The organism is Curtobacterium sp. PhB115, assembly GCF_003752025.1.
Lineage (GTDB): Bacteria > Actinomycetota > Actinomycetes > Actinomycetales > Microbacteriaceae > Curtobacterium.
Window position 1 is genome coordinate 153,196 of record NZ_RJKR01000011.1, and the last position, 22,006, is coordinate 175,201.

The 22,006-nt window shown below is 72.7% G+C and carries 26 protein-coding genes; 16 read left to right on the plus strand and 10 right to left on the minus strand.

The features are described from left to right. Positions 1-15 precede the first annotated feature (15 nt). The 3 genes from EDF19_RS16120 to EDF19_RS16130 are packed head-to-tail and all read right to left on the minus strand — an operon-like array spanning position 16 to position 2,778. Positions 16-2,247, minus strand: a complete 2,232-nt coding sequence (locus EDF19_RS16120; RefSeq protein WP_123681876.1) for a cation-translocating P-type ATPase — start codon at positions 2,245-2,247, stop codon at positions 16-18. Further along, positions 2,244-2,462, minus strand: coding sequence for a heavy-metal-associated domain-containing protein (locus tag EDF19_RS16125; RefSeq protein ID WP_123681877.1), 219 nt, complete (start codon positions 2,460-2,462; stop codon positions 2,244-2,246). Before EDF19_RS16125 ends, EDF19_RS16120 begins: the two co-directional genes overlap by 4 nt. Positions 2,463-2,487: 25 nt before the next feature. Then, on the minus strand, positions 2,488-2,778 hold the full coding sequence (locus EDF19_RS16130) for a metal-sensitive transcriptional regulator (protein WP_123681982.1): 291 nt from the start codon (positions 2,776-2,778) through the stop codon (positions 2,488-2,490). Positions 2,779-2,894: 116 nt separating this feature from the next. Between EDF19_RS16130 and EDF19_RS16135 the strand changes: the two genes are divergently transcribed. From EDF19_RS16135 to EDF19_RS16175, 9 genes are all read left to right on the plus strand, one after another. Further along, positions 2,895-4,115 (plus strand): helix-turn-helix domain-containing protein, encoded by a 1,221-nt coding sequence (locus EDF19_RS16135; RefSeq protein WP_185022901.1) that lies wholly within the window; start codon positions 2,895-2,897, stop codon positions 4,113-4,115. A 160-nt stretch (positions 4,116-4,275) separates the two neighbouring features. After that, complete coding sequence (locus EDF19_RS16140; RefSeq protein WP_123681879.1) at positions 4,276-4,740, plus strand: Asp23/Gls24 family envelope stress response protein; 465 nt, start codon at positions 4,276-4,278, stop codon at positions 4,738-4,740. Then, positions 4,737-4,928, plus strand: coding sequence for a DUF2273 domain-containing protein (locus EDF19_RS16145; RefSeq protein ID WP_123681880.1), 192 nt, complete (start codon positions 4,737-4,739; stop codon positions 4,926-4,928). Before EDF19_RS16140 ends, EDF19_RS16145 begins: the two co-directional genes overlap by 4 nt. Further along, positions 4,925-5,239, plus strand: a complete 315-nt coding sequence (locus EDF19_RS16150) for a hypothetical protein (protein WP_123681881.1) — start codon at positions 4,925-4,927, stop codon at positions 5,237-5,239. Before EDF19_RS16145 ends, EDF19_RS16150 begins: the two co-directional genes overlap by 4 nt. A 9-nt stretch (positions 5,240-5,248) precedes the next feature. Then, the gene (locus tag EDF19_RS16155) at positions 5,249-5,824 is read left to right on the plus strand and encodes a DUF6286 domain-containing protein (RefSeq protein ID WP_123681882.1); all 576 of its coding nucleotides are present in this window, start codon (positions 5,249-5,251) and stop codon (positions 5,822-5,824) included. Then, positions 5,821-6,384 carry a hypothetical protein gene (locus EDF19_RS16160; RefSeq protein ID WP_123681883.1) on the plus strand — a complete coding sequence of 188 codons (564 nt, stop codon included), beginning with the start codon at positions 5,821-5,823 and terminating at the stop codon, positions 6,382-6,384. Before EDF19_RS16155 ends, EDF19_RS16160 begins: the two co-directional genes overlap by 4 nt. A gap of 88 nt (positions 6,385-6,472) precedes the next feature. Then, positions 6,473-6,646 (plus strand): CsbD family protein, encoded by a 174-nt coding sequence (locus EDF19_RS16165; protein ID WP_070418037.1) that lies wholly within the window; start codon positions 6,473-6,475, stop codon positions 6,644-6,646. A 77-nt stretch (positions 6,647-6,723) separates the two neighbouring features. Next, a complete protein-coding gene (locus EDF19_RS16170) occupies positions 6,724-7,716 on the plus strand; it encodes an Asp23/Gls24 family envelope stress response protein (protein WP_185022902.1) in 993 nt (330 codons plus the stop codon). Continuing rightward, positions 7,713-8,129 (plus strand): MFS transporter permease, encoded by a 417-nt coding sequence (locus EDF19_RS16175; protein ID WP_123681885.1) that lies wholly within the window; start codon positions 7,713-7,715, stop codon positions 8,127-8,129. Before EDF19_RS16170 ends, EDF19_RS16175 begins: the two co-directional genes overlap by 4 nt. Positions 8,130-8,349: 220 nt before the next feature. Here EDF19_RS16175 and EDF19_RS16180 read toward each other — a convergent pair whose 3' ends face one another. The 4 genes from EDF19_RS16180 to rimK form a co-directional block, all read right to left on the minus strand. Beyond that, the gene (locus EDF19_RS16180) at positions 8,350-9,321 is read right to left on the minus strand and encodes an NAD(P)-dependent oxidoreductase (protein WP_123681886.1); all 972 of its coding nucleotides are present in this window, start codon (positions 9,319-9,321) and stop codon (positions 8,350-8,352) included. 187 nt (positions 9,322-9,508) lie between these two features. After that, positions 9,509-12,319: an alpha/beta fold hydrolase gene (locus EDF19_RS16190; RefSeq protein ID WP_123681983.1), complete on the minus strand. Its 2,811-nt coding sequence runs from the start codon at positions 12,317-12,319 to the stop codon at positions 9,509-9,511. A gap of 8 nt (positions 12,320-12,327) precedes the next feature. Then, entirely contained in the window at positions 12,328-13,434 is a 1,107-nt protein-coding gene (locus EDF19_RS16195) for a 3-oxoacyl-ACP synthase III (RefSeq protein WP_123681887.1), read from the minus strand. A 53-nt stretch (positions 13,435-13,487) separates the two neighbouring features. Further along, the gene (rimK, locus tag EDF19_RS16200) at positions 13,488-14,666 is read right to left on the minus strand and encodes a 30S ribosomal protein S6--L-glutamate ligase (protein ID WP_123681888.1); all 1,179 of its coding nucleotides are present in this window, start codon (positions 14,664-14,666) and stop codon (positions 13,488-13,490) included. Positions 14,667-14,820: 154 nt separating this feature from the next. On the opposite strand from rimK, the gene EDF19_RS16205 reads away from it, so the two are divergent. The 3 genes from EDF19_RS16205 to EDF19_RS16215 are packed head-to-tail and all read left to right on the plus strand — an operon-like array spanning position 14,821 to position 16,643. Continuing rightward, a complete protein-coding gene (locus EDF19_RS16205; protein ID WP_123681889.1) occupies positions 14,821-15,495 on the plus strand; it encodes a hypothetical protein in 675 nt (224 codons plus the stop codon). After that, complete coding sequence (locus EDF19_RS16210; protein WP_123681890.1) at positions 15,492-16,127, plus strand: RES family NAD+ phosphorylase; 636 nt, start codon at positions 15,492-15,494, stop codon at positions 16,125-16,127. The genes EDF19_RS16205 and EDF19_RS16210 overlap by 4 nt, the downstream gene beginning before the upstream one ends. Before the next feature lie 33 nt (positions 16,128-16,160). Further along, the gene (locus tag EDF19_RS16215; protein ID WP_123681891.1) at positions 16,161-16,643 is read left to right on the plus strand and encodes a RimK/LysX family protein; all 483 of its coding nucleotides are present in this window, start codon (positions 16,161-16,163) and stop codon (positions 16,641-16,643) included. A 36-nt stretch (positions 16,644-16,679) separates the two neighbouring features. On the opposite strand, the gene EDF19_RS16220 is transcribed toward EDF19_RS16215, so the two are convergent. Continuing rightward, the gene (locus EDF19_RS16220) at positions 16,680-17,135 is read right to left on the minus strand and encodes an Lrp/AsnC family transcriptional regulator (RefSeq protein ID WP_123681984.1); all 456 of its coding nucleotides are present in this window, start codon (positions 17,133-17,135) and stop codon (positions 16,680-16,682) included. An 83-nt stretch (positions 17,136-17,218) separates the two neighbouring features. Here EDF19_RS16220 and EDF19_RS16225 point away from each other — a divergent pair, with 83 nt between their 5' ends. Then, positions 17,219-17,848: a LysE family translocator gene (locus EDF19_RS16225; RefSeq protein ID WP_123681892.1), complete on the plus strand. Its 630-nt coding sequence runs from the start codon at positions 17,219-17,221 to the stop codon at positions 17,846-17,848. On the opposite strand, the gene EDF19_RS16230 is transcribed toward EDF19_RS16225, so the two are convergent. Further along, on the minus strand, positions 17,799-18,413 hold the full coding sequence (locus EDF19_RS16230) for a TetR/AcrR family transcriptional regulator (protein WP_123681893.1): 615 nt from the start codon (positions 18,411-18,413) through the stop codon (positions 17,799-17,801). The two genes, EDF19_RS16225 and EDF19_RS16230, sit on opposite strands and share 50 nt — an antisense overlap. 23 nt (positions 18,414-18,436) lie before the next feature. Here EDF19_RS16230 and EDF19_RS16235 point away from each other — a divergent pair, with 23 nt between their 5' ends. Next, positions 18,437-19,663 (plus strand): MFS transporter, encoded by a 1,227-nt coding sequence (locus EDF19_RS16235; protein ID WP_123681894.1) that lies wholly within the window; start codon positions 18,437-18,439, stop codon positions 19,661-19,663. On the opposite strand, the gene EDF19_RS16240 is transcribed toward EDF19_RS16235, so the two are convergent. Continuing rightward, positions 19,569-19,907, minus strand: coding sequence for a YciI family protein (locus EDF19_RS16240; RefSeq protein WP_123681895.1), 339 nt, complete (start codon positions 19,905-19,907; stop codon positions 19,569-19,571). The genes EDF19_RS16235 and EDF19_RS16240 overlap by 95 nt on opposite strands. A gap of 65 nt (positions 19,908-19,972) precedes the next feature. Here EDF19_RS16240 and EDF19_RS16245 point away from each other — a divergent pair, with 65 nt between their 5' ends. After that, positions 19,973-21,241, plus strand: a complete 1,269-nt coding sequence (locus EDF19_RS16245) for a sensor histidine kinase (RefSeq protein ID WP_123681896.1) — start codon at positions 19,973-19,975, stop codon at positions 21,239-21,241. Further along, complete coding sequence (locus EDF19_RS16250) at positions 21,223-21,906, plus strand: response regulator transcription factor (protein WP_123681897.1); 684 nt, start codon at positions 21,223-21,225, stop codon at positions 21,904-21,906. The genes EDF19_RS16245 and EDF19_RS16250 overlap by 19 nt, the downstream gene beginning before the upstream one ends. Positions 21,907-22,006 lie beyond the last annotated feature (100 nt).

The following is a 22,006-nucleotide window of genomic DNA, read 5'->3' on the forward strand; positions in this document are numbered from 1 at the left end:
TCCGGGCGGGCGCGTTCAGGGCCGTGGTGCGAAACGACGGAGGCGCAGGCTGTTCGTCACGACGAAGACCGACGAGAAGGCCATGGCCGCACCGGCGAGCACCGGGTTGAGGAGCCCGGCCATCGCGAGCGGGATGGCCGCGACGTTGTACGCGAACGCCCAGAAGAGGTTGCCCTTGATGGTGCGGAGGGTCGCACGGGACAGCCGGATCGCGTCGGCCACCACGGTGAGCTGTCCGCTGACCACGGTGATGTCGCTCGCCGCGATCGCCGCGTCCGTGCCGGCACCCATCGCGATGCCGAGATCGGCGGCGGCGAGCGCCGCGGCGTCGTTCACGCCGTCGCCGACCATCGCCACGGTCTTGCCCTCGGCCTGCAGTCGGCGGACGGTGTCGAGCTTCGACGCGGGGGTGGCCCGAGCGTGCACCTCGTCGATCCCGACCTGCTCGGCCACGGTGCGCGCCGCGCCGTCGTTGTCGCCGGTGAGCAGCACGGGGTGCAGCCCGAGCGCCCGGAAGCGGGCGATCGCATCGGCGGCCTCGGGCTTCACTGTGTCGCCGACGACGACCACGCCGAGGGCGCTGCCGTTCCGGGCGACGACGACCGCGGTGGCCCCGTCGGCCTCGGCACGGTCGACGGCGGCCTCGGTCTCGGCGGTCAGGGCGATCGCCCACGAGGACGCCAGCCAGCGGGTGCCGCCGACGAGGACCACGTCGCCGTCCACGATCGCTCGCACACCGGCACCGGCGGTGGACTCGAACTGCTCCGCGGTGGGGACGTCGAGGTGTCTGGCCGTCGCTGCCCGCACCACCGCGCGTGCGACGGGGTGTTCCGAACCGTGCTCGACGGCGGCGGCGAGGCGGAGGACCGCGTCCTCGCTCTCGTCGACCGCCGTCACCGAGCGCAGGGTCATCGATCCCGTGGTGACGGTGCCGGTCTTGTCGAGGACGATCGTGTCGACGCCGCGGGTCCGTTCGAGGACCTGCGGACCGCCGATCAAGATGCCGAGCTGCGAGCCGCGACCGGTCCCGACGAGCAGTGCGGTGGGCGTGGCGAGTCCGAGGGCGCACGGGCAGGCGATGATCAGGGTCGCGACGGCCGCGGTGAACGCCGCGGTCACGGAGCCGCCGAGCACGAGCCAGCCGACGAAGGCCAGGGCGGCGAGCCCGATGACGATCGGGACGAAGACGCCGGAGACCCGGTCGGCGAGGCGTTGCACCTCGGCCTTGCCCGTCTGCGCGTCCTCGACGAGGCGCCCCATCCGGGCGAGCTCCGTGTCGGCGCCGACGCGGGTGATGCCGACGACGAGACGGCCGCCGACGTTGATCGTGGCACCCGTGACGCGGTCTCCGGGGCCGACCTCGACGGGCACGGACTCGCCGGTGAGCATGCTGAGGTCGACGGCCGACGAGCCGTCCTGCACGAGACCGTCGCTCGGGATCCGCTCCCCCGGTCGGACGACGACGACGTCCCCCACGACGAGCGACGATGCCGCCACCCGGTGTTCGACGCCGTCGCGCAGGACGGTCGCGCCCTTCGCACCGAGTTCGAGCAGGGCACGGAGCGCGGCACCGGACTGCTGCTTCGCCCGCGCCTCCATGTACCGGCCGGCGAGGATGAACACCGTCACGGCCGCGGCGACCTCGAGGTACAGGTCGGTCGCCTCGGGGTCGGTCGCGATCCACGAGAAGGTCATGTGCATGCCGGTCGTGCCGGCGTCGCCGAAGAACAGGGCGTAGAGGGACCACCCGAACGCGGCGAGCACGCCGACGCTCACGAGGGTGTCCATCGTGGCGGCTCCGTGCCGGGCGTTCACCCACGCGGCACGGTGGAACGGTAGTGCTCCCCAGACCGCGACGGGTGCCGCGAGGGTCAGGGCGAGCCACTGCCAGTTCGGGAACTGCAGGGCGGGGATCATCGAGAGCAGGACGACGGGCACCGCGAGCACGGTGGACACGAGGAGTCGACGGCGCAGCGCGCTCGACGGGTCCTCGGCGTCCGGCTCGGCCGTCGTCTCGTCAGCCGGCGGGGCGGGCACGGTCGCGCCGTACCCCGCGGACTCGACGGCGGCGATGAGAGCTGCCGGGTCCGCCGGGCCGTCAGCGGTGACCTGCACCTGCGCCTTCTCGGTGGCGTAGTTCACCGTCGCGGTGACCCCCGGCAGCTTGCCGAGCTTCCGTTCGATGCGGTTCGCGCACGAGGCGCAGGTCATCCCGGTGATGTCGAGCTCGACGATCCCGTCCGTCACGACGGCACCACCTCGTAGCCGGCCTCGGACACCGCACCGTGCAGGGCGGAGGGCTCGACGGCGGCCTCGGTCGTCACGGTCACCTCGGACGCTCCGCCGGGGACGAGGCGGACGGCGACGTCCGACACCCCGTCGACCTCGGTGAGTTCCTCGGTGACGCTCATCACGCAGTGGTCGCAGGTCATGCCCTCGACGAGCAGCAGTTCGGTGGTCATGGGGTCTCCCTCTGGGTGGTGGTGGTCAGGAGCGGACGAGTCGGGCGATGGCCTCGCTCGCCTCGCGCACCTTCTCGTGAGCGGCGTCGCCACCCTCGGCGACGGCCTCGGCGACGCAGTGCGACAGGTGGTCCTGGAGGAGTGACAGTGCGACGCGTTCGAGCGCCCGGTTCGCCGCGGAGATCTGGGTCAGGACGTCGATGCAGTACGTCTCGTCCTCGACCATCCGCGCGATGCCACGCACCTGCCCCTCGGCGCGACGGAGCCGCTTGAGCAGGTCGTCCTTGTCGCCGATGTACCCGACGTGTTCGTGCATGCTGGCCTCCACGGTCCTCAATACGGTACCCCCCTAGGGTATTCCCTCGAGTCGAGCGAACCCTGCACGAACGCGGGTATTCACTCCGCCGGGTCGGCGGTGTCATGATTCCGACCATGACCGACCCGGCGACGAACGGCTTCCGCAAGCTGCGGTTCGCCGACAGCGACGGTTCCGACTACTCGGACATCTTCGAGGCCGAGTACCACGGGTCCGAGTTCGCCTCGGAGACGTACGCGACGGAGGACGCCCGGTACGAGTACACCGTGGTCGGCGACGACGACCTGTCGCTCCGGACCATGCGGGCCGAGGGCGGACGCCGCGGCGGGGTGATCGGTCCGCGCGACGACCACGTGGTGTTCTGGCTCACGAAGGGCCGGCTGGAGATGCACTTCGCCGACCGCACGCGGGTCGTGGAGCCGGGCAGCCCGTACATCGCCAGCGCCTCCGAGGCCTACCGCTTCGAGTCCACCGGGACGGTCTACAACGGCGTCCACGTCGCGGACCGGTTCCTGCGCGAGGTCGGACGGGACCTCGGGTACCGGCTGCCGGACGGGCCGCTGCTGTTCGAGCAGCAGGACGAGGTCATCGCCCGGCGCGGCCCCTTGCGCCACCTGATCGGGGAACTCGGCCCGGCGCTCGTCGACGAGCGCGTGGTCGGGCCGATGCGGACCGCGCTGAACCGTCGGCTGGCGATCGTGGTCCTCGACACCTTCCCGATCCGGAACCGCGGGACCGACGTCCCCGTGGCGAACCGCCTCCGGGACGCGATCCGGTACGTCGAACTGCACGCGGCCGACCGTCCGTCGGTGTCGGACATCGCCGCGGCCTGCGGGCTCAGTCAGCGCGGGCTGCAGGACGTGTTCGCGCGGACGCTCGACTCGACGCCGCACCGGTTCCTGCGGGAGCACCGACTCGACCGCGTCCGCAGCGAGCTCCTGCGTGCCGACGACCGGCCCGACCACGACCGGACCAGGGGCACCGACGGCGTCGCCGTGATCGCCCGACGCTGGGGCTTCACGAACCCCGGACGATTCGCCACCGCGTACCGCGAGCGGTTCGGCGAGGACCCTGCCACCACCCGGCGTGCGTCGCTGTCGGCGCGACCCGACGCTGGCCGGTCCTCGTGGCGTGTCCGTCGCGCGGTGGCGTTCATCGAGGAGCACGCCGCCGAGGACCCCACACTGCAGGACATCGCCGACGCGGCCGGGGTCCTGCCACGGCGCCTGCAACAGCTCTTCCGCGAGGAACGCGACGAGTCCCCGATGGCCTGTCTGCGGGCATTCCGGGCCGCTGCCGAACGCAACGCGACGGCCGGAACCCGCGACGCCGACTGAGTGAACCCCCAGGGGGTACAGCCAGATCCCCTTGTTTCCGGGAGTTCCTGGATTTCTCCCGCATCCGGAAAGTCGTGTGTGACGAATCTCTGGTGGAGCCCGTCTCATCCGTGAACAGCAACCGCTGGGATCACCCGGCGGGACATCGGAAGGAACGACAATGGCTGACACCACGACCACCACCCCCACCACCGTCGCATCGACGGCCCGCGCGACCACGGTCGCCACGGCCACCGGAGCGGTCACCGGCAAGACCGTCATCGACGACGCGGTCGTCTCGAAGGTCGCCGGCATCGCCGCCCGCGAGGTCAGCGGCGTGCACTCGCTCGGCAACGGCGCAGCCCGCGCGATCGGTGCCCTGCGCGATGCCATCGGCCAGCGTGACTTCGGCCAGGGCGTCAAGGTCGAGGTCGGCGAGAAGCAGATCGCAGCCGACATCGTGATCGTCGCCGAGTACCCGGTCGCGCTCCAGCAGGTCGCCGAGGGCGTCCGCTCCGGCGTCTCCCGCGCACTCGAGCAGATCGTCGGCATGGAGGTCGCCGAGGTCAACGTGACCGTCCAGGACGTCTTCATCCCGGGTGACGACGACGCCGACGACGAGAAGAAGGAAGCGCGAGTCGCATGAGCAACACACTGATCGGCGCCCTCATCGGCGCCGTCCTCGCGGTCGTCGCACTGCAGTTCGGTTTCTGGGGCTTCGTGCTCGTGGTCGTGTTCGGTGCCGTCGGCGCCCTCGTGGCCGCGCTGGCCACCGGCAAGATCGACCGCGGCGCCCTGACCGACGTGCTGACCGGGCGCCGGAGCTCCCGGTGAACGCCGGCCCGGACGTCCCGGGCCGCGTCGAGATCACCGCTCGTGCACTGACCTCGCTGGCGCGGGCCGTCGCAGCCGAACGGCTCGGCGCCCCCGCCAAGCGGGTCAGGGTCGGACTCGGAGACGCGTCCGGCGCGATCGCACTCGACGTCACCGGCCCGATCGCCGCGGGCGACGACCTCGTCGCCCGCACGGCCCGCGTCGCCGACGAGGTGAAGCACCGCGTGAGCGAGCTCACCGGCCGTCGCGTCGGCAGTGCCCACATCGAACTCACCGGGATCGTGCGCGAGCGCGAGTCCCGAACCCGGTAGGAGACCATCATGAGCAACGGTTCCGTCGAACGACGCATCCGTCGCCGGAGCGTGCACCGCTCCCGCTCGACCGCAGTGGCGGTGGCGCTGGTGGTGCTCGCCCTGGTCGCCGCCTGGGTCGGTACCGAGTCGGTCCTGCGGGCGGTCGGCCGGCCCCCGCTCGTCGCAGACCCGCAGACCGCGGTCGACGCCGCACTCCGGCCGGACGCCGCCTTCATCACGATCGCCGAGGTCATCGCCGTCGTGCTCGTGGTCCTGGGCGTCGTGCTGATCGTCCTCGCCCTCAAGCCGGGTCGTCAGCACCGCTCGGTCGTCGAGCACGAACACGGGGCCGTCGTCATCGACACCCGGATCGTCGCCTCGACCGCAGCGAACGCGGCCGGCACCGCCGCCGGCGTCCCCGAGGGCAACGCCTCGGCCACCGCCCGCGGCCGTCGGACCGACGTCCGCATCGTGCCCGTGACCGGGATCCCGGTCGACGAGCAGCTCGTCCGTGACGCGGTGCGCGAGCGCCTCAGCGGCCTCGACGAGCGATTCGGCCAGAACGTCCGCGTCCGCGTCGAGGAGAAGGGAACCCTCGCATGACCAAGAGCAACCGGACCCTGAACCGGATCTTCCTCTTCATCCTCGGGCTCGTCGCCGTGTTGGTCGGCCTCACGATCGGCGCGGGTGTCCTGCCCGCCGTCCAGGACGCAGCCGACCCGTACGTCGAACTGCCGCGCAACGTCGACATCCCCGCGTCCTCGCTCTGGATCGTCGCCGTCGCCTGTGCCGTCGTGATCGTGCTCGCCCTCGTCTGGGTGTTCACGCGCGGTGGCGGCGGGACCTCCGTCGCCGTCCGCGAACGCTCGGGCGACGACAGCGTCACGGTGAACGTCGCCCTCGTCCGCGACGTCGTCGAGCACGAGCTCGCCGGTGTCCGCGACGTCGTCGGCTCCCGTGTCGACACCTACCTCGTCCGTCGGCAGCGTGCCGCACGGATCCGAGTCGCGGTCCGCCGCGGCGGCGACGCGGTCTCCGTGCTCGACGCCGTGGACCGTGCCGTCGCGGTCCTCGACCGCACCCTCGGTCGCCAGGTCCCGGTGCTGGTGCACCTGACCGGCGGCACCCGCTCCGCGCTCGCGAAGGCGACCCGCGTCCACTGACGGCCGTCAGGCGGACGCACCACGGGCCTCCCGGCTCACTCCCCCACCCACCCACCGGGCGCACGCCCGGACCATGAAAGGACCCGTCATGGGACTCGACGACAAGATCAAGAACGCTGCTCAGGACCTCGCCGGCAAGGCGAAGGAGGCCGTGGGCAAGGCGACCAACGACGACTCGAAGGTCGCCGAGGGCCAGAAGGACCAGGCCGCCGCGAGCGTCAAGCAGACCGGCGAGGACGTCAAGGACGTCTTCAAGAAGTAGGTCGCACGAACCGTGTCGGGGCACTCGCGATGTCGGGTGCCCCGATGCGTTCCCGCGGAACCGATCGAGGAGGAACCATGCAGCACGATCCCCATGCGCACACGCAGCTCACCGCGGTGGCGCTGCCCGCAGAACTGACGGAGCCGCTGCCCGACGACGCGAGCACCGCGATGCTCATCGCGCGCACCGCGGCGGAGACGGCGCTCGGCGTGCCCGGCGTCCACCACCTCGGCGGTACCGTGTCCCGCGCGGCCGACGAACTCCGGAAGCGGCTCGGCCGCTCCGCCGGGACGGCAGGCGTGCAGGTCGACGACGAGGACGGCACCTTCGCGGTGCACGTGTCCGTGATCGTGACCTACCCGCGGAACGTCCGCGAGGTCGCCGACGAGGTGAAACGACAGGTCGCTGCAGCAGCCGGCCAGGTCGCATCCGTGCCGACGACCGTGGACGTCCGCGTGCTGGACGTGCACGGGCCGTTCGACGACGAGCCCTCGCCCGTCGAGCGTGCGGCGACCGCTGTCGGCGATGCCGTGCAGGACGCCGCGACGGCGACGAGCGAGACCACGAAGCGCGTGGCAGCGGTGACCGTCGACGCGACGAAGCAGTCGGCCGACGCGACCGCCGAGGCGACCAAGCGCGCGGCTGATGTCACCGCGGACGCGACCAAGCGCGCTGCGGAGGCCACGGCCGACGTCACGAAGCAGGCAGCCGACACGGCCGCGGACGCGACCAAGCGTGCGGCAGACGCCACCGCGGACGCGGCAGAGCGGGCCGTCGACGTGACGACCGACACGGCTGGTCGTGTCCACGACGCCGCTGCCGACGCAGCGGTGCGTGCCGCAGGCGCTGCCGAAGGCGCTGCCGAGGACGCCGCCGACGCTGCCGCTGACGCCAGCGCTGCTGCGCGGGCCGCCGACGCTGCTGCCGACGCCAGCGCTGCTGCGCGGGCCGCCGACGCTGCTGCCGACGCCAGCGCTGCTGCGCGGGCCGCCGACGCTGCCGCCGACGCCAGCGCTGCTGCGCGGGCCGCCGACGCTGCCGCCGACCAGCCGACCGCGGACCGACCGTGACGACCGCCTGGTCCGGCAGCCGACGCGGACGCCCCAGACGGCCACGGCCGCACGGCGTCTGGATCGCGAGCGGCATCGGGATCGTCCTCGTCGCCGGGATCCTGCTCGGGGTGTTCCTGCCGTTGGTGGGGTTCCTCGGCGGGATCACGGCGACCACGGCTGGGCTCGTCCCGTTCCCGGTGGTGCGGGTGAGCCTGGTCGCCCTCGTCGGCGCCGCCGTCGTCCTCGCGCTCCTCGTCCTCGCTCTGACCCGGCGTCACACCGCCACCGCGGCGGTCGCCGTCGTGCTCGCCGTCCTGGTGGCGCTCGTCGTCACCTTGTTCCCCGTCGTCCTGGTCGCGGTCGGATCCGCCGACCGTGCCGGTGACGTGTGGCCCATCGTCACCGAGCTCTGGCAGCGCTTCACCGGCTGAGGCGGCCGGGCGGGGCGGCCGGGCGGGGCGGCCGGGCGGGGCGGCCGGGTGAGGCGGCCGGGCGGGGCGGCCGGGTGAGGCGGCCGGCTTCACCGACTGAGTTTCGCGCTGAGCGACAGTTCTCGCGGCCGATCGCCCGTGAAGTGTCGCGCAGCGCGAAAGTTCGCGATCGCGCCGCGAGCCCGCGCGCAGTCCGCGCAGCCCGCCACGCCGCACGCGCTCAGCCCGCGGCAGCCGCCAGCCGCGCCAGCCCCTCGTCGATGGACACCGACGGGGACCACTGCAGGTCAGCACGGGTGCGCCGCTGGTCGAACCAGTGCGCCGTCGACAACTGCTCGGCGAGGAACCGCGTCATCGGCGGCTCGTCCTGTCCCGGGCGCACCCGCCACACGGCCTCGACCAGGGACCCGGCGACCCGGGCCACCGCGGCGGGCACGTGCATCCGCGGCACCGGCACACCCGACGCCGTGCAGATCCCGGCGAGCAGGTCGGCGACGGGCCGGGGCTCGCCGTTCGTCACGACGTAGGCGTTGCCGTGCACGACGTCGTCCGCCGCGTGCTCGAGTGCGGCGACCATCGCCGACGCAGCGTTGTCGACGTAGAGCGTGTCGATCAGGGCGGCGCCGGAGTCGAGCAACGGCAGCCGTCCGGCCCGTGCCCGCTCGACGATGCGTCCGATCAGCTGCGTGTCCCCCGGGCCCCACACCAGGTGCGGGCGGACCGCCACGACGGCGAAGCCGGGCGCGTCGGCATCGAGGGCGAGCAGTTCGGCGGCGGCCTTGGTCCGGGCGTAGTCGCCACGTGCACGTGCCGGTTCGGCCGGGCCGGCGCCGGCACCCACGAGCGAGGACCCGGTGTGCCCGACCGACGGCGACGACACGAACACGAACCGTTCGACGCCGGCGGCGCGCGCGGCTGTCAGCAAGGTGCGAGTCCCGTCCACGTTCACGCGGACGAAGTCGGCCGGATCGCCGGCGAGGGACACCTTCGCGGCCAGGTGCACGACGGCGTCGACACCGTCCACCGCACGGGCGACGGCATCGGCGTCGGTCATCGACCCGGCGACGTCCTGCACGCCGGAGACCCCTGACGGCCGTCGCTGGAACGTCCGCACCTCGTGCCCGGCGTCCCGCACGGCGGCGGCCGTCGCCCGGCCGAGGAACCCGCTCGCGCCCGTGACCAGCACGATCACGGGCGGACCATCCGTCCACCGGAGAGCACCGCGGTGGGGCGGAGATTCGTGCTGAGCGACACTTCACGCGCCCGACGGCCCGTGAAGTGTCGGTGAGCGCGTGAGAACGCGCCGCCCGCGCCGCCCGCGCCGAACCCGCCGCCCGCGCCGCCCGCGCCGCCCCCGCTGAACCCGCCGCCCGCGCCGATCACGGGCGGACCATCCGTCCACCGGAGAGCACCGCGGTCGCCCAGCGGGACAGCCGGGTGCGGTCGACCTTGGAGTTGTGCCGGATGTCGGTGGGCAGCACGGGCACGGTCAGCACGGCGGCCAACGGCAGCCCGGCAGCGGCGCGGACGGCGGCGGCCAGCGACGGATCGGCCAGTGCCGGACGCCGCGGTGGGCGTCGCGACCGGCTCCCGTCCCCGGAGCGCTCGACCACGGCGACGACCTGCTGGGTCCCGCGCGGGCCGATCCCGACGACACCGGCGCGACCGACCCCGGGCACGCCCTCGATCCGCTGCTCAGGTCCGACCGGCGTGACGACACCGTCGGGGGTGGTGAGCACGTGCTGCATCCGCCCTTCGACCCAGAGTCGACCGGATGCGTCCAGGTGTCCGACGTCGCCGGTGCGGTGCCCTCGCGGGTCCTCGACGCCGAGCCGCGAGGCCCGGTTCGTCCGCCACAACCGGTCGTACCGGTCTCGGACGTGCGGCGCCGCGACGACGATCTCACCGGTGACGCCCGGGGCGTCGGTCAGCGCGCCGGTCGCGGTGCCGGAGGCGTCGAGCGGCGCGATCCGGACGCGGACGTCCGCCGCGGGGAGCCCGACGCAGATGCCCTCGTCATCCGATGCCGCTGCGGACCGCACGCCGTCCAGGTCGACGTCGGTCATCAGCAGGCCCTCGGTCATGCCGTAGGGGGTGTGCGCGCTCGCGTTCGGCATCAGCTCGGTCGCCGCGGTCAGCAGCGCAGCCGACACGGGAGCACCGGCCGACAGGAACAACCGGACGCGAGCGAGCGCCGCGTGGTCCGCGGCGTCCAGCTCCGACGCGGTCGCCACGACGTTCGCCAGCGCCGCCGGCGACAGGAACACGACGGTCGCGTCCGCCGCAGCGACCGAGGCCGCGACCGCTCGCGCCGTCAGGGTGCGGGGCGCGGTGACGTCCATGTCCGGCGCGACCGACCGGGCACCGAGTGCCGGGCCGAGCAGGGCGAAGGGTGCGAAGCCCGCGACGAGCCCGGTGCCGACACCGATGTCGTACTGGGCCGCCAGGACGTCGCGGACGGCACCGAGCTGCCCGTGCGTGTAGACGACGCCCTTCGCCGGACCGGTCGACCCGGAGGTGAACAGGATCGCGGCGGGAGTGTCGGACAGCGGCACCGCAGGCAGCGCAGAACTGTGCGTGAGCCGCCGAGCGCCGCGGCGAGCGACGTCGACGAGCGTGTGCTCCACGCGCAACGCACGGCGTGCGGGCGCCGGCAGCTGGACGGTCGCGATGCGACGCCCTGGCCAGCCGAGCGCTCGGGCTGCCCCGAGTCCGGGCAACGCGCCGATGATCCAGTCCGGTCGGGCGCCGCGGACGGCACGGGTCAGGCCACGGAGTCCGAGACCGGCGTCCGCCACGACGACGACCGCGCCGATCCGGACGCAGGCGTACAGGACGGCGGTCAGGTCCGCCCCGGGGGTCACGAGGAGCGAGACGCGGTCGCCGCTCCGGACACCGAGGTCGTCGAGCCCTGCGGCCATCTCGTCGACCCGTCGGGCGAGCAGGCGCCAGCTGATGGTGCGGGGGCCGCCGGCGGCAGCCATCTCGACGAGGGCGGGTTCATCGCTGTCGCGCAGGTCCTCGAGTGCGGCTCCGAGCGGGCGGCGCGGCTCCGTCGTCGCGGTCGCGTCCGTCGTCGCGGTCGCGTCGGCCTCGTGGTCGTCGGCCGGGAGGCGCGGGTCGTCCCCGGCGGGCACGTGCCCCTCCGGCAGGCGGTCACCGAGCCAGTCGAACACCGTCCCGGCGACGTCGGCATCGTCCGGCAGCAGGTGGCCGGCGCCCTCGAAACGGTGCACGTCGGCGTGCGGCAGCCGCTCGGACAGGTCGTCGAGGTAGCGCTCCAGGAACACCGGGTCGCGCGGTCCCCACACCAGCAGCGCGGGGACGTCGAGCGCCGCCACACCCGCGGCGATGCGGTCGAGTTCGGGGGCACTCCGGTGCCGGTGGTCGACGGGGATGTCCGCCACGAAACCGCCGATGCCACCGCGACGAGCCGCTCCGCGGTACGGCGCCCGGTAGCCGTTCGCCACCGCACGGTCGAGCTTCGGGTGCGCGATGCCGAGCGTCGTCTCGAGGAACGCCGGCGTCAGGACGGTCGCACGGCCGAGGAGCTCCGGGCGCAGCGCGAGCCGCAGCGGCGCGGGGATCGGGGCGTCGTCGGGCTGGTAGACCGCGGTGTTGCACGTCATCACGCCTGCGAGGACGTCCGGGTGGTCGACCGCCCATCCGAGCGAGACGACACCGCCCCAGTCGTGCCCGAGCGTGACGACCGGACCCTCGAGCCCGAGTTCGTCGGTCAGCGCACCGAGGTCGGCGACGCGCTGCGCCAAGCCACGCTCGATCCCCGTGCGCTCCGAGAAGCCCATGTCGAGCTGGTCCACGGCGACCACGCGCCACGCCGGCCCGCCGGAACGGGCGACCTCGAGCGAGGTGCGGAGCACCGACCGCCACAGGTACGACCACGTCGGGTTGCCGTGCACGCAGAGGATCGTGCCGACCGGTTCCACGCCGAGCGCGGCCAGGGAGCCGGCCGTGTCGAGGAGGTGCCAGGTGCGCGCGGCGCGATCCGTGCCTCTCCCCACCGGCACGGCCGGCCCGCCGCTGGCGCGTCGCTCCGGAACCTGCGGCGTGGGCCCAGTCCGCCCTGCAGACCACGTCGGGACCGTGACCAGACGGGACCAAGCCGGGTCGAGCCCGGGCAGGGAGGGCGGCTGCGTCGCCGGAGCAGTGCTCGCGGCGACGCGGGGCAGCCGGGAACTCACCAGCGGAGTTCCATCATCGCCGTGTTGATGCCGGAGCCGACGCCACCGAGGAACACCCGGTCGCCGCGAGTGATGCCGCCGGTGGCGACCTCGTCGGCGAGGGTGATCGGGATCGACGCGGGACCCACGTTGCCGAAGCGCTGGTAGGTCGTCGGGACCTTGTCGCGCGGGATGCCGATCGCCTCGACGAAGGCGTTCGTGTGCACGTCGGAGACCTGGTGCAGGACGTAGCGGTCCATGTCCGCCCAGTCGAAGTGCGCGCGGGCCTCGGTCCAGGCGGCGACGACGAGCTCCATGCCGCCCTTGAGCAGCATCTTCGCGTCGGTGAACATGCCATCGACGCTGCCGACGCAGAGGTCGTACCACTGGGTCGCCGCGCGGGTGACGCCGCCGATGATCCGGTGCCCCTCGGGGTGCAGGTCCGCCGGGCCGAGCACGGCCGCCGCGGCACCGGACCCGAGGGTCAGGCTGGCGAACTCGCTCATGAAGTCCTTGCGGTTCCGGCCACCCTGGTTCAGACGGTCGATGGTGTTGAGCTGCACCTGGTCGGCGTCCTCACCGTCCACGACGAGGGCGTACTTGATCTGACCGGAGTCGATCATGCCCGCGGCGACGCTCATCGCGTTGACGAACCCGAGGCACGCGTTCGCGATGTCGAAGTTGATCGCGGACGACGGCAGGCCGAGGCCGTGGTGCAGTCGCACGGCGACCGACGGCTCGAGGTGCGGACGGGTCACCGAGGTGTTGATGAGCAGCCCGATGTCCTCCGGGCGCACTCCGGCCTCGGCCATCGCACGGCGGCCGGCGTCGATCGCGGCGTCCTGGAAGGTCTGTCCCTCGCCCCAGTTGCGGCGCTCGGTGACACCGGCGACGCGTTCGAGCAGCCCCATCGGCAGACGCAGGCGGCGGAGCACGCCACGCAGTCGTGCCTCGATGTCCGCGGACGTCGTCACGCGCTCGGCTGTGGTGGTGGCGACCGACAACAGTGAGACGTTGTGGTGCTTCGCCGTCGCGTTGCCGGGCTGCTCGGGTTCACTGCTCGGCGCCCGTTCACCGCTTGCTGCCCGGTCGACCGGCCGTTCCGTCATGATCGTCACCGACACATACTTCCGCATCTCCCCTGTGTGTGGAGTCCGGATGGCCTGGACGCGCCGTGTCAGGCGTCCTTGGGGAGTTTCCGGACCTTCGTCCGGCGCTTGCGACGGTCGGGAACCATCGAGCGCATCTCCTCCAGCTTACCGAAGCACAGCATGCGGTCGCTGGCCTCGAGCGTGACGCCGCTGCGGGGGTTCGGGATCACGGTCGCACCCCGGTGCAGGGTCAGCACGGTGATGTCCCGGTCCCAGAGGCCGGACTCCTTGATCGTCTTCCCCACCAGGTCGGCGTTCTTGTGCACGAGGAGCTCCGCGACGCCGTACCCCGTCGACACACTGAGCCGCTGCCGGACGTCGATCTCCGGGAACGCGACCTGGTTGCCGATGAAGTCGATGATCGCGCCCGCGACGTCGAGCCCGGTCGCCCGCTCGATGCCCTCGAGCCCCGGCGACGAGTTGACCTCCATCACCAGCGGGCCGTCGTTGCCCTCGAGCATGTCGACACCGGCGACCTTCAGACCCATGATCTGCGCCGACCGCACCGCGACCGCCTCGTACTCCGGCGACAGCGTGACCTTCTCGACGGTGCCGCCGCGGTGCACGTTCGACCGGAACTCGTCCCCGGACGCACTCCGCCGCATCGCCGCGACGACCCTGTCGCCGACGACGAGGGCGCGGATGTCCTTGCCGCGGCTCTCCGAGATGAACGACTGGATGAGGACGTTCTGCTTCGTGGAGTGCAGCGTCTCGACGATCGACTCGGCGACCTTCTCCTCCGGCGCGAGGATCACCCCGATGCCCTGCGTGCCCTCGAGCAGCTTGATGACGACGGGCGCACCGCCGACCCGCTCGATCGCGCCACGGACGTCGGCACGGCTGTTCACGAACGTCGTCGCAGGCATGCCGATGTGGTGGCGCGACAGGATCTGGTTCGCCCGGAGCTTGTCGCGCGAGTTCGTGATCCCCGTCGCCGTGTTCGGCGTGTAGACGTCCATCTGCTCGAACTGCCGGACCACCGCGGTGCCGTAGTACGTGATCGAGTTCCCGATCCGGGGCAGCACAGCGTCGTAGTCGGACAGGAGCTTGCCGCGGTACAGCAGGTCCGGGTCCTCGCCGGAGAGGTCGATCGCGAAGCGCAGCGTGTTGAGCACCTTGACCTCGTGGCCGCGGTCGAGCGCAGCCGCACGGAGGCGCTGGGTCGAGTACGCCTGCGGGGCGCGCGACAGGATGGCGAGTTTCATCGAGGGGGTTCTCCGCGGGGTCGTGGTCGACGGCGACGCTCCATCAAAGCATGCTCGCGGCCGATCGACGCCGCGCCTGCTCGAGCGGGAGGCTCTTTACTTCTTTGACGCAGGGGCGATAGCGTGGTCTGACTGATCGGACGGTGGTGCGGTGATGAAGAACCAGCACGGACTCCGGGGCACGCGGAGCCAGCGGACCCCTCGGCTCGCCGGGTCCGGACGCAGGACTCCGCCGCGGCCCGCATCGTCCGAGTGGCGGGTCCGTTCACGGAGGGCGTCGACGGGCACGGCTGTCGCACCAGCTGCGGATGCGACCAGCACCGGCCCGTCAGACGCACTCCGTGACCGGCTGGTCGCAGCCCTCCTGCGCCACGTCGACCTGATCGACCTGGCCGAGCTCGAGCGGGCGAACGGATCGATGGACGCCGTCGCGGAGCGGATGCTCGCCAGCATCCCCGGTGCCGACGTGCTCGACGCCCGCGTCGGTCCGTTCTACGACACTGCCGGCCTGCGGAAGTGGTTCCGGATGAGCCGCCAGACCCTCGACGCGCAGGCCCGCGTCGGCGACGTGCTCTGCGTCATGTCCGCCGACGGGTTCCGGCTCTACCCGTCGTTCCAGTTCGACGCTCGGGGCATCCTGCTGCCACGGTTGCGCGAGGTCCTGACCGGTCTGGACCCCGAACGGCTCGACCTGTGGGGCGATGCCGTCTGGCTGAACGCACCGGCCGACGAGCTCGACGGACGCACTCCAGCCGAGGCGCTGCGGACCGACCGCGCGGACGAGGCAGTCCGTCTCGCCGCCGTCGCCGGGTCCTTCCGACTCGGATGACCGGCGCCACCGCACGCACCGAGACCGTCCAAGGTGCCCCGCCGGCCGGACTCGACCTCGCCGGCTTCCCGGACGGTGGGCGGGTGCCGCCGCAGGCGTTCCGCGCGCACCTCGCCGAGTTCGCGCCCTGGTACTTCGCCAGCCACCCCCGCGGGCGCTTCAACCTCGAGGATCCGAACGGCACCTGTTGCTTCGCAGCAGCGGTCTCGACCGCTGTCCGAGAGTTCTACGGACCGAAGATCCGCCGCAACGAACTCAGTGCTGCGGACGCTGCCGTGCTGCGCGTCTCGACGATCACACCGCCGTCCGATGCGACCACTGCCGACGTCAGCGGCGCCGGCGCTGCGCGCTTCGGGATCACGAGCGAGCTCACGACGATGGGCGACTACGCCGTCACGAGGGCCTGGGCCGAGCTGTTCAAGGACCACGTCGACGGCCTCCGCTACCGATCCCGATTCGACCCGGGCGGCACGGCGTGGGCGCTGTTCGGAACGGCGGGCCCCGCACCGACGCTCGGCGACGCGTCCGCGATCCTCGATGGCGCGCGTGCCGTCGAGGCCGCAGGCATCTCGGTCCTGCCCGGACCACCGCGGAAGAGCGCCGTCCGGATGATGCCGGACCCGACCGCCTGACCGGTGCGGTCGCGCATGCGACAGGATGGGGTCATGGCGCGCGCTCCGAAGTCCCCCGGCAGCGGGCTCGTCGTCGCCGGGTGGCGCGAGTGGGCTGGGCTGCCGGACCTCGGGATCCCGTGGATCAAGGTCAAGCTCGACACCGGCGCCCGCAGTTCTGCACTGCACGCGTTCGACCTCGAGGAGCTCCCCGGCGACCGGGTCCGGTTCTCCGTGCACCCGTGGCAGGACACCGACACCGATGCGGCCACGATCGAGTGCGACGTGCACGACCGGCGCACGGTGCGGAGCTCGACGGGGCACACGCAGGAGCGCATCGTGGTGCTCACGACGATCACGCTGGCCGGTCGCGTCGTCGAGTCCGAGGTGACGCTCAGCAACCGCGACCAGATGGGGTTCCGGATGCTCGTCGGCCGCGAGGCTCTCCGACAGGGCTTCCTCGTCGACCCGGCGCGGTCGTTCATGGCCGGTCGCGCTCCGAAGGAGATCCGCCGCCGCAACCGCGGTCGCGACTGAGCGGCGGTCAGGCCCGAGTGGTGGTCGCGTGGACGCTCATGCGAGGGGCACCGTCCCGTCTGACGTGACGCGCTTCATGACGAGCGTCGAGGAGACCCGCTGGACACCCGGCAAGGTGCCGAGTTCGGTGTCGTAGAACACCTGGTAGGCCGCGAGGTCGCGCGTGAGGATGCGCAGCAGGTAGTCCGGGTCGCCGAAGAGCCGCTGCGCCTCGACGACGTTCGGCATCGCGCGCACGCGGTCCTCGAAGGCGGCGATGGTCTCGAGGTCCGTCCTGCCGAGGGTGGCGAACACGATCGCCTCGAAGTGCAGGCCGACGGCCTCGGGCGACACGACGGCACGGTACCGCTCGATCGCCCCGGACTGCTCCAGGGCCTTGAGCCGGCGGTGGCAGCTCGACAGGCTGAGTCCGACCTCGGACGCCAGGTCGGTGGCACTCATCCGCCCGTCGTGCTGCAGCAGTGAGAGGATCTCCCGGTCGATGGCGTCCACACCGACGATCATTGCACGCCGACCGGGTGTCGGGCGGGAGAACCGGAGCACATTCCGCGCGATCTTCCGTAGCGTCTCGGGCTGTGGACCTGACCCTCATGCTGCAGTTCTGGACGGTGGCGCTCCTGCTCGCCCTGACCCCGGGAGCGGACTGGGCGTACGCGATCGCCGCCGGGCTCCAACCGCGCTCGGTCGTGCCGTCGATCCTCGGCATGGTGAGCGGCTACGTCGTCGTGGTCGTGGTCGTGGCGATCGGGGTCGGCGCGCTCGTCACGGAGTACCCGGCGGCGCTCACGGTGCTGACGCTCGCGGGGGCCGGGTACCTGCTGTACCTCGGGTGCAGCACGCTGTTCGCCCGGTCCGTGGCAGCCGCCTCGGCGAGCGGCCGACCCCTCGGCTCGAGCGCGTGGTCCCGCTTCCTGCGCGGCGCCGGGGTGAGCGGCATCAACCCGAAGGGCGTGCTGCTGCTCCTCGCGCTCCTGCCGCAGTTCGTGTCCCCGCACGGCTGGCCCGCACCGGTGCAGATGGGCGTGCTCGGCAGCCTGCACCTGCTCGACTGCGCGGTGGTCTACCTGCTCGTGGCGTTGGCGGCGCGGCGCATCCTCCGGTCACGCCCGACCGCGAGCGTCGTGGTGACGAAGGTGTCGGGAGCCCTCATGCTGCTCATCGGCGCGGGCCTGCTGGCCGAGCAGGTCGTGCCGCTGTTCCGCTGACCCAGGTGACGGCGTCGAGGAGCGCCGACGCGACCGAGCGGGCGGTGTCCGTGCCGAGTCCCGGTTCGCGCAGGCGCATCGCCAGGTAGCCCGAGACGACGAGCAGGAGTTGCTCGCCGAGGTCCCCGGCGCGCGACCCGACGAGCGGCACGGCGGCGTCGGTCAGCCGTCGCCGGAGCGTGCCGGTCTCCTGGTCGAGGACGGCCTGGACGTCTGCGGGGGCATCGACGTACTCGGCGGCCGTCCCGAGGAACGCGCACCACCGCGACCCGGACGGGGTCGAACGGTAGGCGTCGAGGGCGTCGAACACCGCGAGCAGCCGGCCCCGGTCGTCCTCCGCCGTGGCCACGGCGGCGTCCCAGGTACCGAGCCAGTCATCGTGCCGACGCCCGAGCGCCGCGGCGACGAGCGCTTCCTTGCTCGGGTAACCGCGGTAGAGCGTGGCGCTGGAGACCCCGGCGCGGTCGAGCACCGCGTCGACGGGCGTCGCGGCGATGCCCCGCGTGAAGAAGAGTTCCTCGGCGGCGTCGAGGAGCTTCTGCTCGGTTCCTGGACGCATCGCCATGCAAGCACCCTAGGCTCTCAGAAGTGAAACGATCGTTTTCGTTACCGGATCGCCTCGTCGTCGGCAGCGGCCTCGCCCTCATCGCGGGGACGTACGGCCTGGTGCGGCTCGCCTACGGCCTCTTCCTGCCCGACGTCCAGCACGACCTCGGCCTGCGGCCCGACGCCGCCGGCTGGATCTCGTCGGGCGCGTCCGCGCTGTACTGTCTCGGCGCGGTCGTGGGGTTCCTGCTCGCCGCACGGGTCCCCCGGGTCCTCGTGGCCGTCGCAGCGCTCGTGGCCGGCGGGGGTGCGATCGCGATGGCGGCTGCCGCGGGGCCCGTGTCCTTCGGGTTCGCCGCCGTCCTCGCCTCGACCGGGGCCGGGCTCGCCTCACCCGCGCTCGTGCAGCTCGTCGCGCGCACGCTGCCGGAGCGGGTGCAGGGGACCGCACAGGCGGTGGTCAACTCGGGGACCGGTCCCGGTCTCGTCGCGGCGGGACTGCTGGCCCTCGTGCTCCTGCCCGACTGGCGCACCGCCTGGGTCGGGGCGGGCATCGTGACGCTCGCCGCAGGGGGCGTCTTGCTCGCCGCGGCACGAGGGGGTGCCCCGACGAGGTCGGTGGGCACGCCCGATCGGCGCTGGTTCCGCGCCCACGTCGGGGTGGTGGCCCTCGCGCTCCTGTTCGGGGCGGGGTCCGCGGTGGTCTGGACGTACGGTCGCTCGGCGCTGGTGGAAGCCGGAGCAACGGTCGTCGTCTCGGTCTCGGCGTGGATCGCGCTCGGTCTCGGCGGAGCCGCCGTGGCCGTCACGAGCCGGTGGACCAGCGGACTCCGCGCCCGGAGCCTCTGGACGATCACGGCCGGGTCGGTCGCCGTCGCCGTGACCGTCCTCGCCGTGACACCGCAGCAGACCGTGCTCGCCCTCCTCGCCTGCGCGGTGTTCGGCTGGGGCTACACGGCGGCGACGGGTGCGCTGATCGGGTGGACGACGGAGATCGACGCCGATCGGGCGTCGGCGGGGACGTCGATGCTGTTCGTGGCGCTGGTGCTGGGCCAGGCGGTCGGGGCAGCGGCAGCCGGCGCGCTGATCGGGACGATCGGCACCGGCGGGACGTTCCTGGCCGGTGCCGTCGTGACGGCGGCGAGCGTCGCGGTGAGCGCGGTCCGTCGACCGGTCAGAGGAGCGGACGGAGCTCGATCTTCCGGTTGCACGCCTCCGACGCCTCCTGCGCCACACGAAGCGCCGTCTCGGCATCCGGCAGGTCCATGACCCAGAAGCCCGCGACGTACTCGGCGGGAGCACCGACCAGCCCGCTCGAGGTCGTCGGCGTACCGCTCCGGACGTCGACCACGGTGGCGTCGCCGGGAGCGGACACCCCCGCTGCGAAGACGACGGCGTCGCCCAGCCGCTCGTTCAGCGCGCTGACCGCGGCCTCCTCGGCCTCGGTCCCGGAGTCGACCCGTCCGACCGCCTGCGCCTGCCCGTCGTCGATGACGTTGACGAGGAACTGCATGGTGTCTCCCCTGCTCGTTGGGCGGAGGCTACTCCCGGCGGACACGCTCCGCTAGCGTTCTCTGCATGGGGACGACGGTGGAGTGGGCTCGGCTGCCGGTGGGGCGCCGCGAGCACCGTCAGGACCTCGTCCTCGCGCTCGTGCTCGCCGCGGGCCTCGCGACGACGACCCTGTTGTACGGTTCCGCCGGCACCTACGGCGACGACCAGGCCGCGTGGTGGGTGTCGACGCTGATGGTCGTCGCGAACGCCGCCCCGATCGCGTTCCGGCGCCGGTTCCCGATGACCGTCGCGGTGGTCTCCGCGCTCGCGTTCGCCGCGACGCAGCTGCTGCAGGTGCCCGAGGTCTTCGTCGTGAACTTCACGCTGTTCATCGCCCTGTACACGGTGGGGGCGTGGTGCTCGGACCGTGTCCGCGCCGAGGCGGTCCGCTGGGTGGTCATCGGCGGCATGTTCGCGTGGCTGTTCATCGCGATCTCGTTCGGCTGGGCGTCCCCGAACGCGCTGCCGAACGACACGGACTCGCTCATCCCGCCGTACATCGCGATCTCGCTCCTGAACATCGTCATCAACGTCGTCTACTTCGGCGCCGCCTGGTACGCGGGCAACCGTGCGTGGGCCTCCGCCGTCGCGAAGCACCAGCTCGCCGATCGCACCGCGGAGCTCGCCGCCGAGCGCGAGCGGAACGCCGCCCAGGCCGTCACGATCGAGCGGGTCCGGATCGCCCGCGAGCTGCACGACGTCGTCGCACACCACGTCTCGCTGATGGGCGTGCAGGCCGGAGCCGCCCGCCGGGTCATCGACCGCGACCCCGCGCAGGCGACCGCGTCGCTCGGGGTCGTCGAGGAGAGCGCTCGGACGGCGGTCGAGGAGCTCCGCCGGATGCTCGGCACGCTGCGGTCGGACGAGGACGGCGTGGGCGAGACCACTGCGGACGCTCCGAGCACCGAGGGGCTCGGCCGCATCGCCGAGCTGGCGGAGGCCGCCCGGGTCGCCGGGCACCCGACCGGTTTCGTCGTCGTCGGCGACGAACGGCCGGTGCCTCCGACCGTGGCGACGGTCGGGTTCCGCATCGCGCAGGAAGCGGTGACGAACGTGCTCAAGCACGCCGGGCCGAGCGCCAGCGCCGACCTGCGGCTGCGGTACCTGGCCGACGGCGTCGAGGTCGAGGTGTGCGACGACGGACACGGTGCCCGAGCACTCCGCGACACCACGGGCAGCGGGCTCGGCCACGTCGGGATGCGCGAACGCGTCGCGGCGGTCGGTGGACGGATCGAGATCGGGCCGCGAGCCCGAGGAGGCTACCTGGTGCGCGCATGGCTCCCGACGACGTGACCAGCGACGACCTCACCATCGTGCTCGCCGACGACCAGGACCTGGTCCGCGCGGGCTTCCGCGTGATCCTCGAGTCCGAACCGGGCTTCCGGGTGATCGGCGAGGCCGCGGACGGTGCTCGAGCGGTCGAGGCCGTCCGGACCCTCCGGCCGGACGTCGTGTGCCTCGACGTGCAGATGCCCGGGGTCGACGGGCTCGAGGCAGCCCGGCGGATCGCGACCCTGCCGGACCCGCCAGCGGTGCTCGTCCTCACCACCTTCGACAGCGACGACGCACTGTTCCAGGCGCTCGAGGCGGGGGCCAGCGGGTTCCTGCTGAAGAACGCCTCCCCCGAACGGCTGATCGACGCGGTCCGGACGGTCGCGTCCGGCAACGCCCTGCTCGCCCCGGACGTCACCCGTCGGGTCATCAGCCGGGCGACGGCGGCACCGGCGGTGAACGTCCGGACGGGTGACGACGCCCTCGCAGCCGTCGGGCTCACCGACCGCGAGTCCGAGGTCCTCCGACTGCTCGCCCGTGGCCTGAGCAACGCCGAGATCGCCGCCGAGCTGTACGTCGGTGACGCCACGGTGAAGACCCACGTCTCGAACGTGCTGCAGAAGCTCGGGCTGCGCGACCGCATCCAGGCAGTCGTCTGGGCGTTCGAGCACGGCGTCGCCGGCTGACGCGCCGCACGCGCACGCGCCTTCCGACAATCCACGAGTCGTTCGACGCGTGGAACGTCGCAACATGCACACGCATCGGGCCTGGAGGCGCGGCTCGGCC

What these genes read in the sequence shown, in the direction of transcription:
- EDF19_RS16125 (WP_123681877.1), bottom strand. Translation starts at nt 2,462, where the DNA reads ATGACCACCGAACTGCTGCTCGTCGAGGGCATGACCTGCGACCACTGC.
- EDF19_RS16130 (WP_123681982.1), bottom strand. Translation starts at nt 2,778, where the DNA reads ATGCACGAACACGTCGGGTACATCGGCGACAAGGACGACCTGCTCAAG.
- EDF19_RS16135 (WP_185022901.1), top strand. Translation starts at nt 2,895, where the DNA reads ATGACCGACCCGGCGACGAACGGCTTCCGCAAGCTGCGGTTCGCCGAC.
- EDF19_RS16140 (WP_123681879.1), top strand. Translation starts at nt 4,276, where the DNA reads ATGGCTGACACCACGACCACCACCCCCACCACCGTCGCATCGACGGCC.
- EDF19_RS16145 (WP_123681880.1), top strand. Translation starts at nt 4,737, where the DNA reads ATGAGCAACACACTGATCGGCGCCCTCATCGGCGCCGTCCTCGCGGTC.
- EDF19_RS16155 (WP_123681882.1), top strand. Translation starts at nt 5,249, where the DNA reads ATGAGCAACGGTTCCGTCGAACGACGCATCCGTCGCCGGAGCGTGCAC.
- EDF19_RS16160 (WP_123681883.1), top strand. Translation starts at nt 5,821, where the DNA reads ATGACCAAGAGCAACCGGACCCTGAACCGGATCTTCCTCTTCATCCTC.
- EDF19_RS16165 (WP_070418037.1), top strand. Translation starts at nt 6,473, where the DNA reads ATGGGACTCGACGACAAGATCAAGAACGCTGCTCAGGACCTCGCCGGC.
- EDF19_RS16170 (WP_185022902.1), top strand. Translation starts at nt 6,724, where the DNA reads ATGCAGCACGATCCCCATGCGCACACGCAGCTCACCGCGGTGGCGCTG.
- rimK (WP_123681888.1), bottom strand. Translation starts at nt 14,666, where the DNA reads ATGAAACTCGCCATCCTGTCGCGCGCCCCGCAGGCGTACTCGACCCAG.
- EDF19_RS16205 (WP_123681889.1), top strand. Translation starts at nt 14,821, where the DNA reads ATGAAGAACCAGCACGGACTCCGGGGCACGCGGAGCCAGCGGACCCCT.
- EDF19_RS16210 (WP_123681890.1), top strand. Translation starts at nt 15,492, where the DNA reads ATGACCGGCGCCACCGCACGCACCGAGACCGTCCAAGGTGCCCCGCCG.
- EDF19_RS16215 (WP_123681891.1), top strand. Translation starts at nt 16,161, where the DNA reads ATGGCGCGCGCTCCGAAGTCCCCCGGCAGCGGGCTCGTCGTCGCCGGG.
- EDF19_RS16230 (WP_123681893.1), bottom strand. Translation starts at nt 18,413, where the DNA reads ATGGCGATGCGTCCAGGAACCGAGCAGAAGCTCCTCGACGCCGCCGAG.
- EDF19_RS16240 (WP_123681895.1), bottom strand. Translation starts at nt 19,907, where the DNA reads ATGCAGTTCCTCGTCAACGTCATCGACGACGGGCAGGCGCAGGCGGTC.
- EDF19_RS16245 (WP_123681896.1), top strand. Translation starts at nt 19,973, where the DNA reads ATGGGGACGACGGTGGAGTGGGCTCGGCTGCCGGTGGGGCGCCGCGAG.
- EDF19_RS16250 (WP_123681897.1), top strand. Translation starts at nt 21,223, where the DNA reads ATGGCTCCCGACGACGTGACCAGCGACGACCTCACCATCGTGCTCGCC.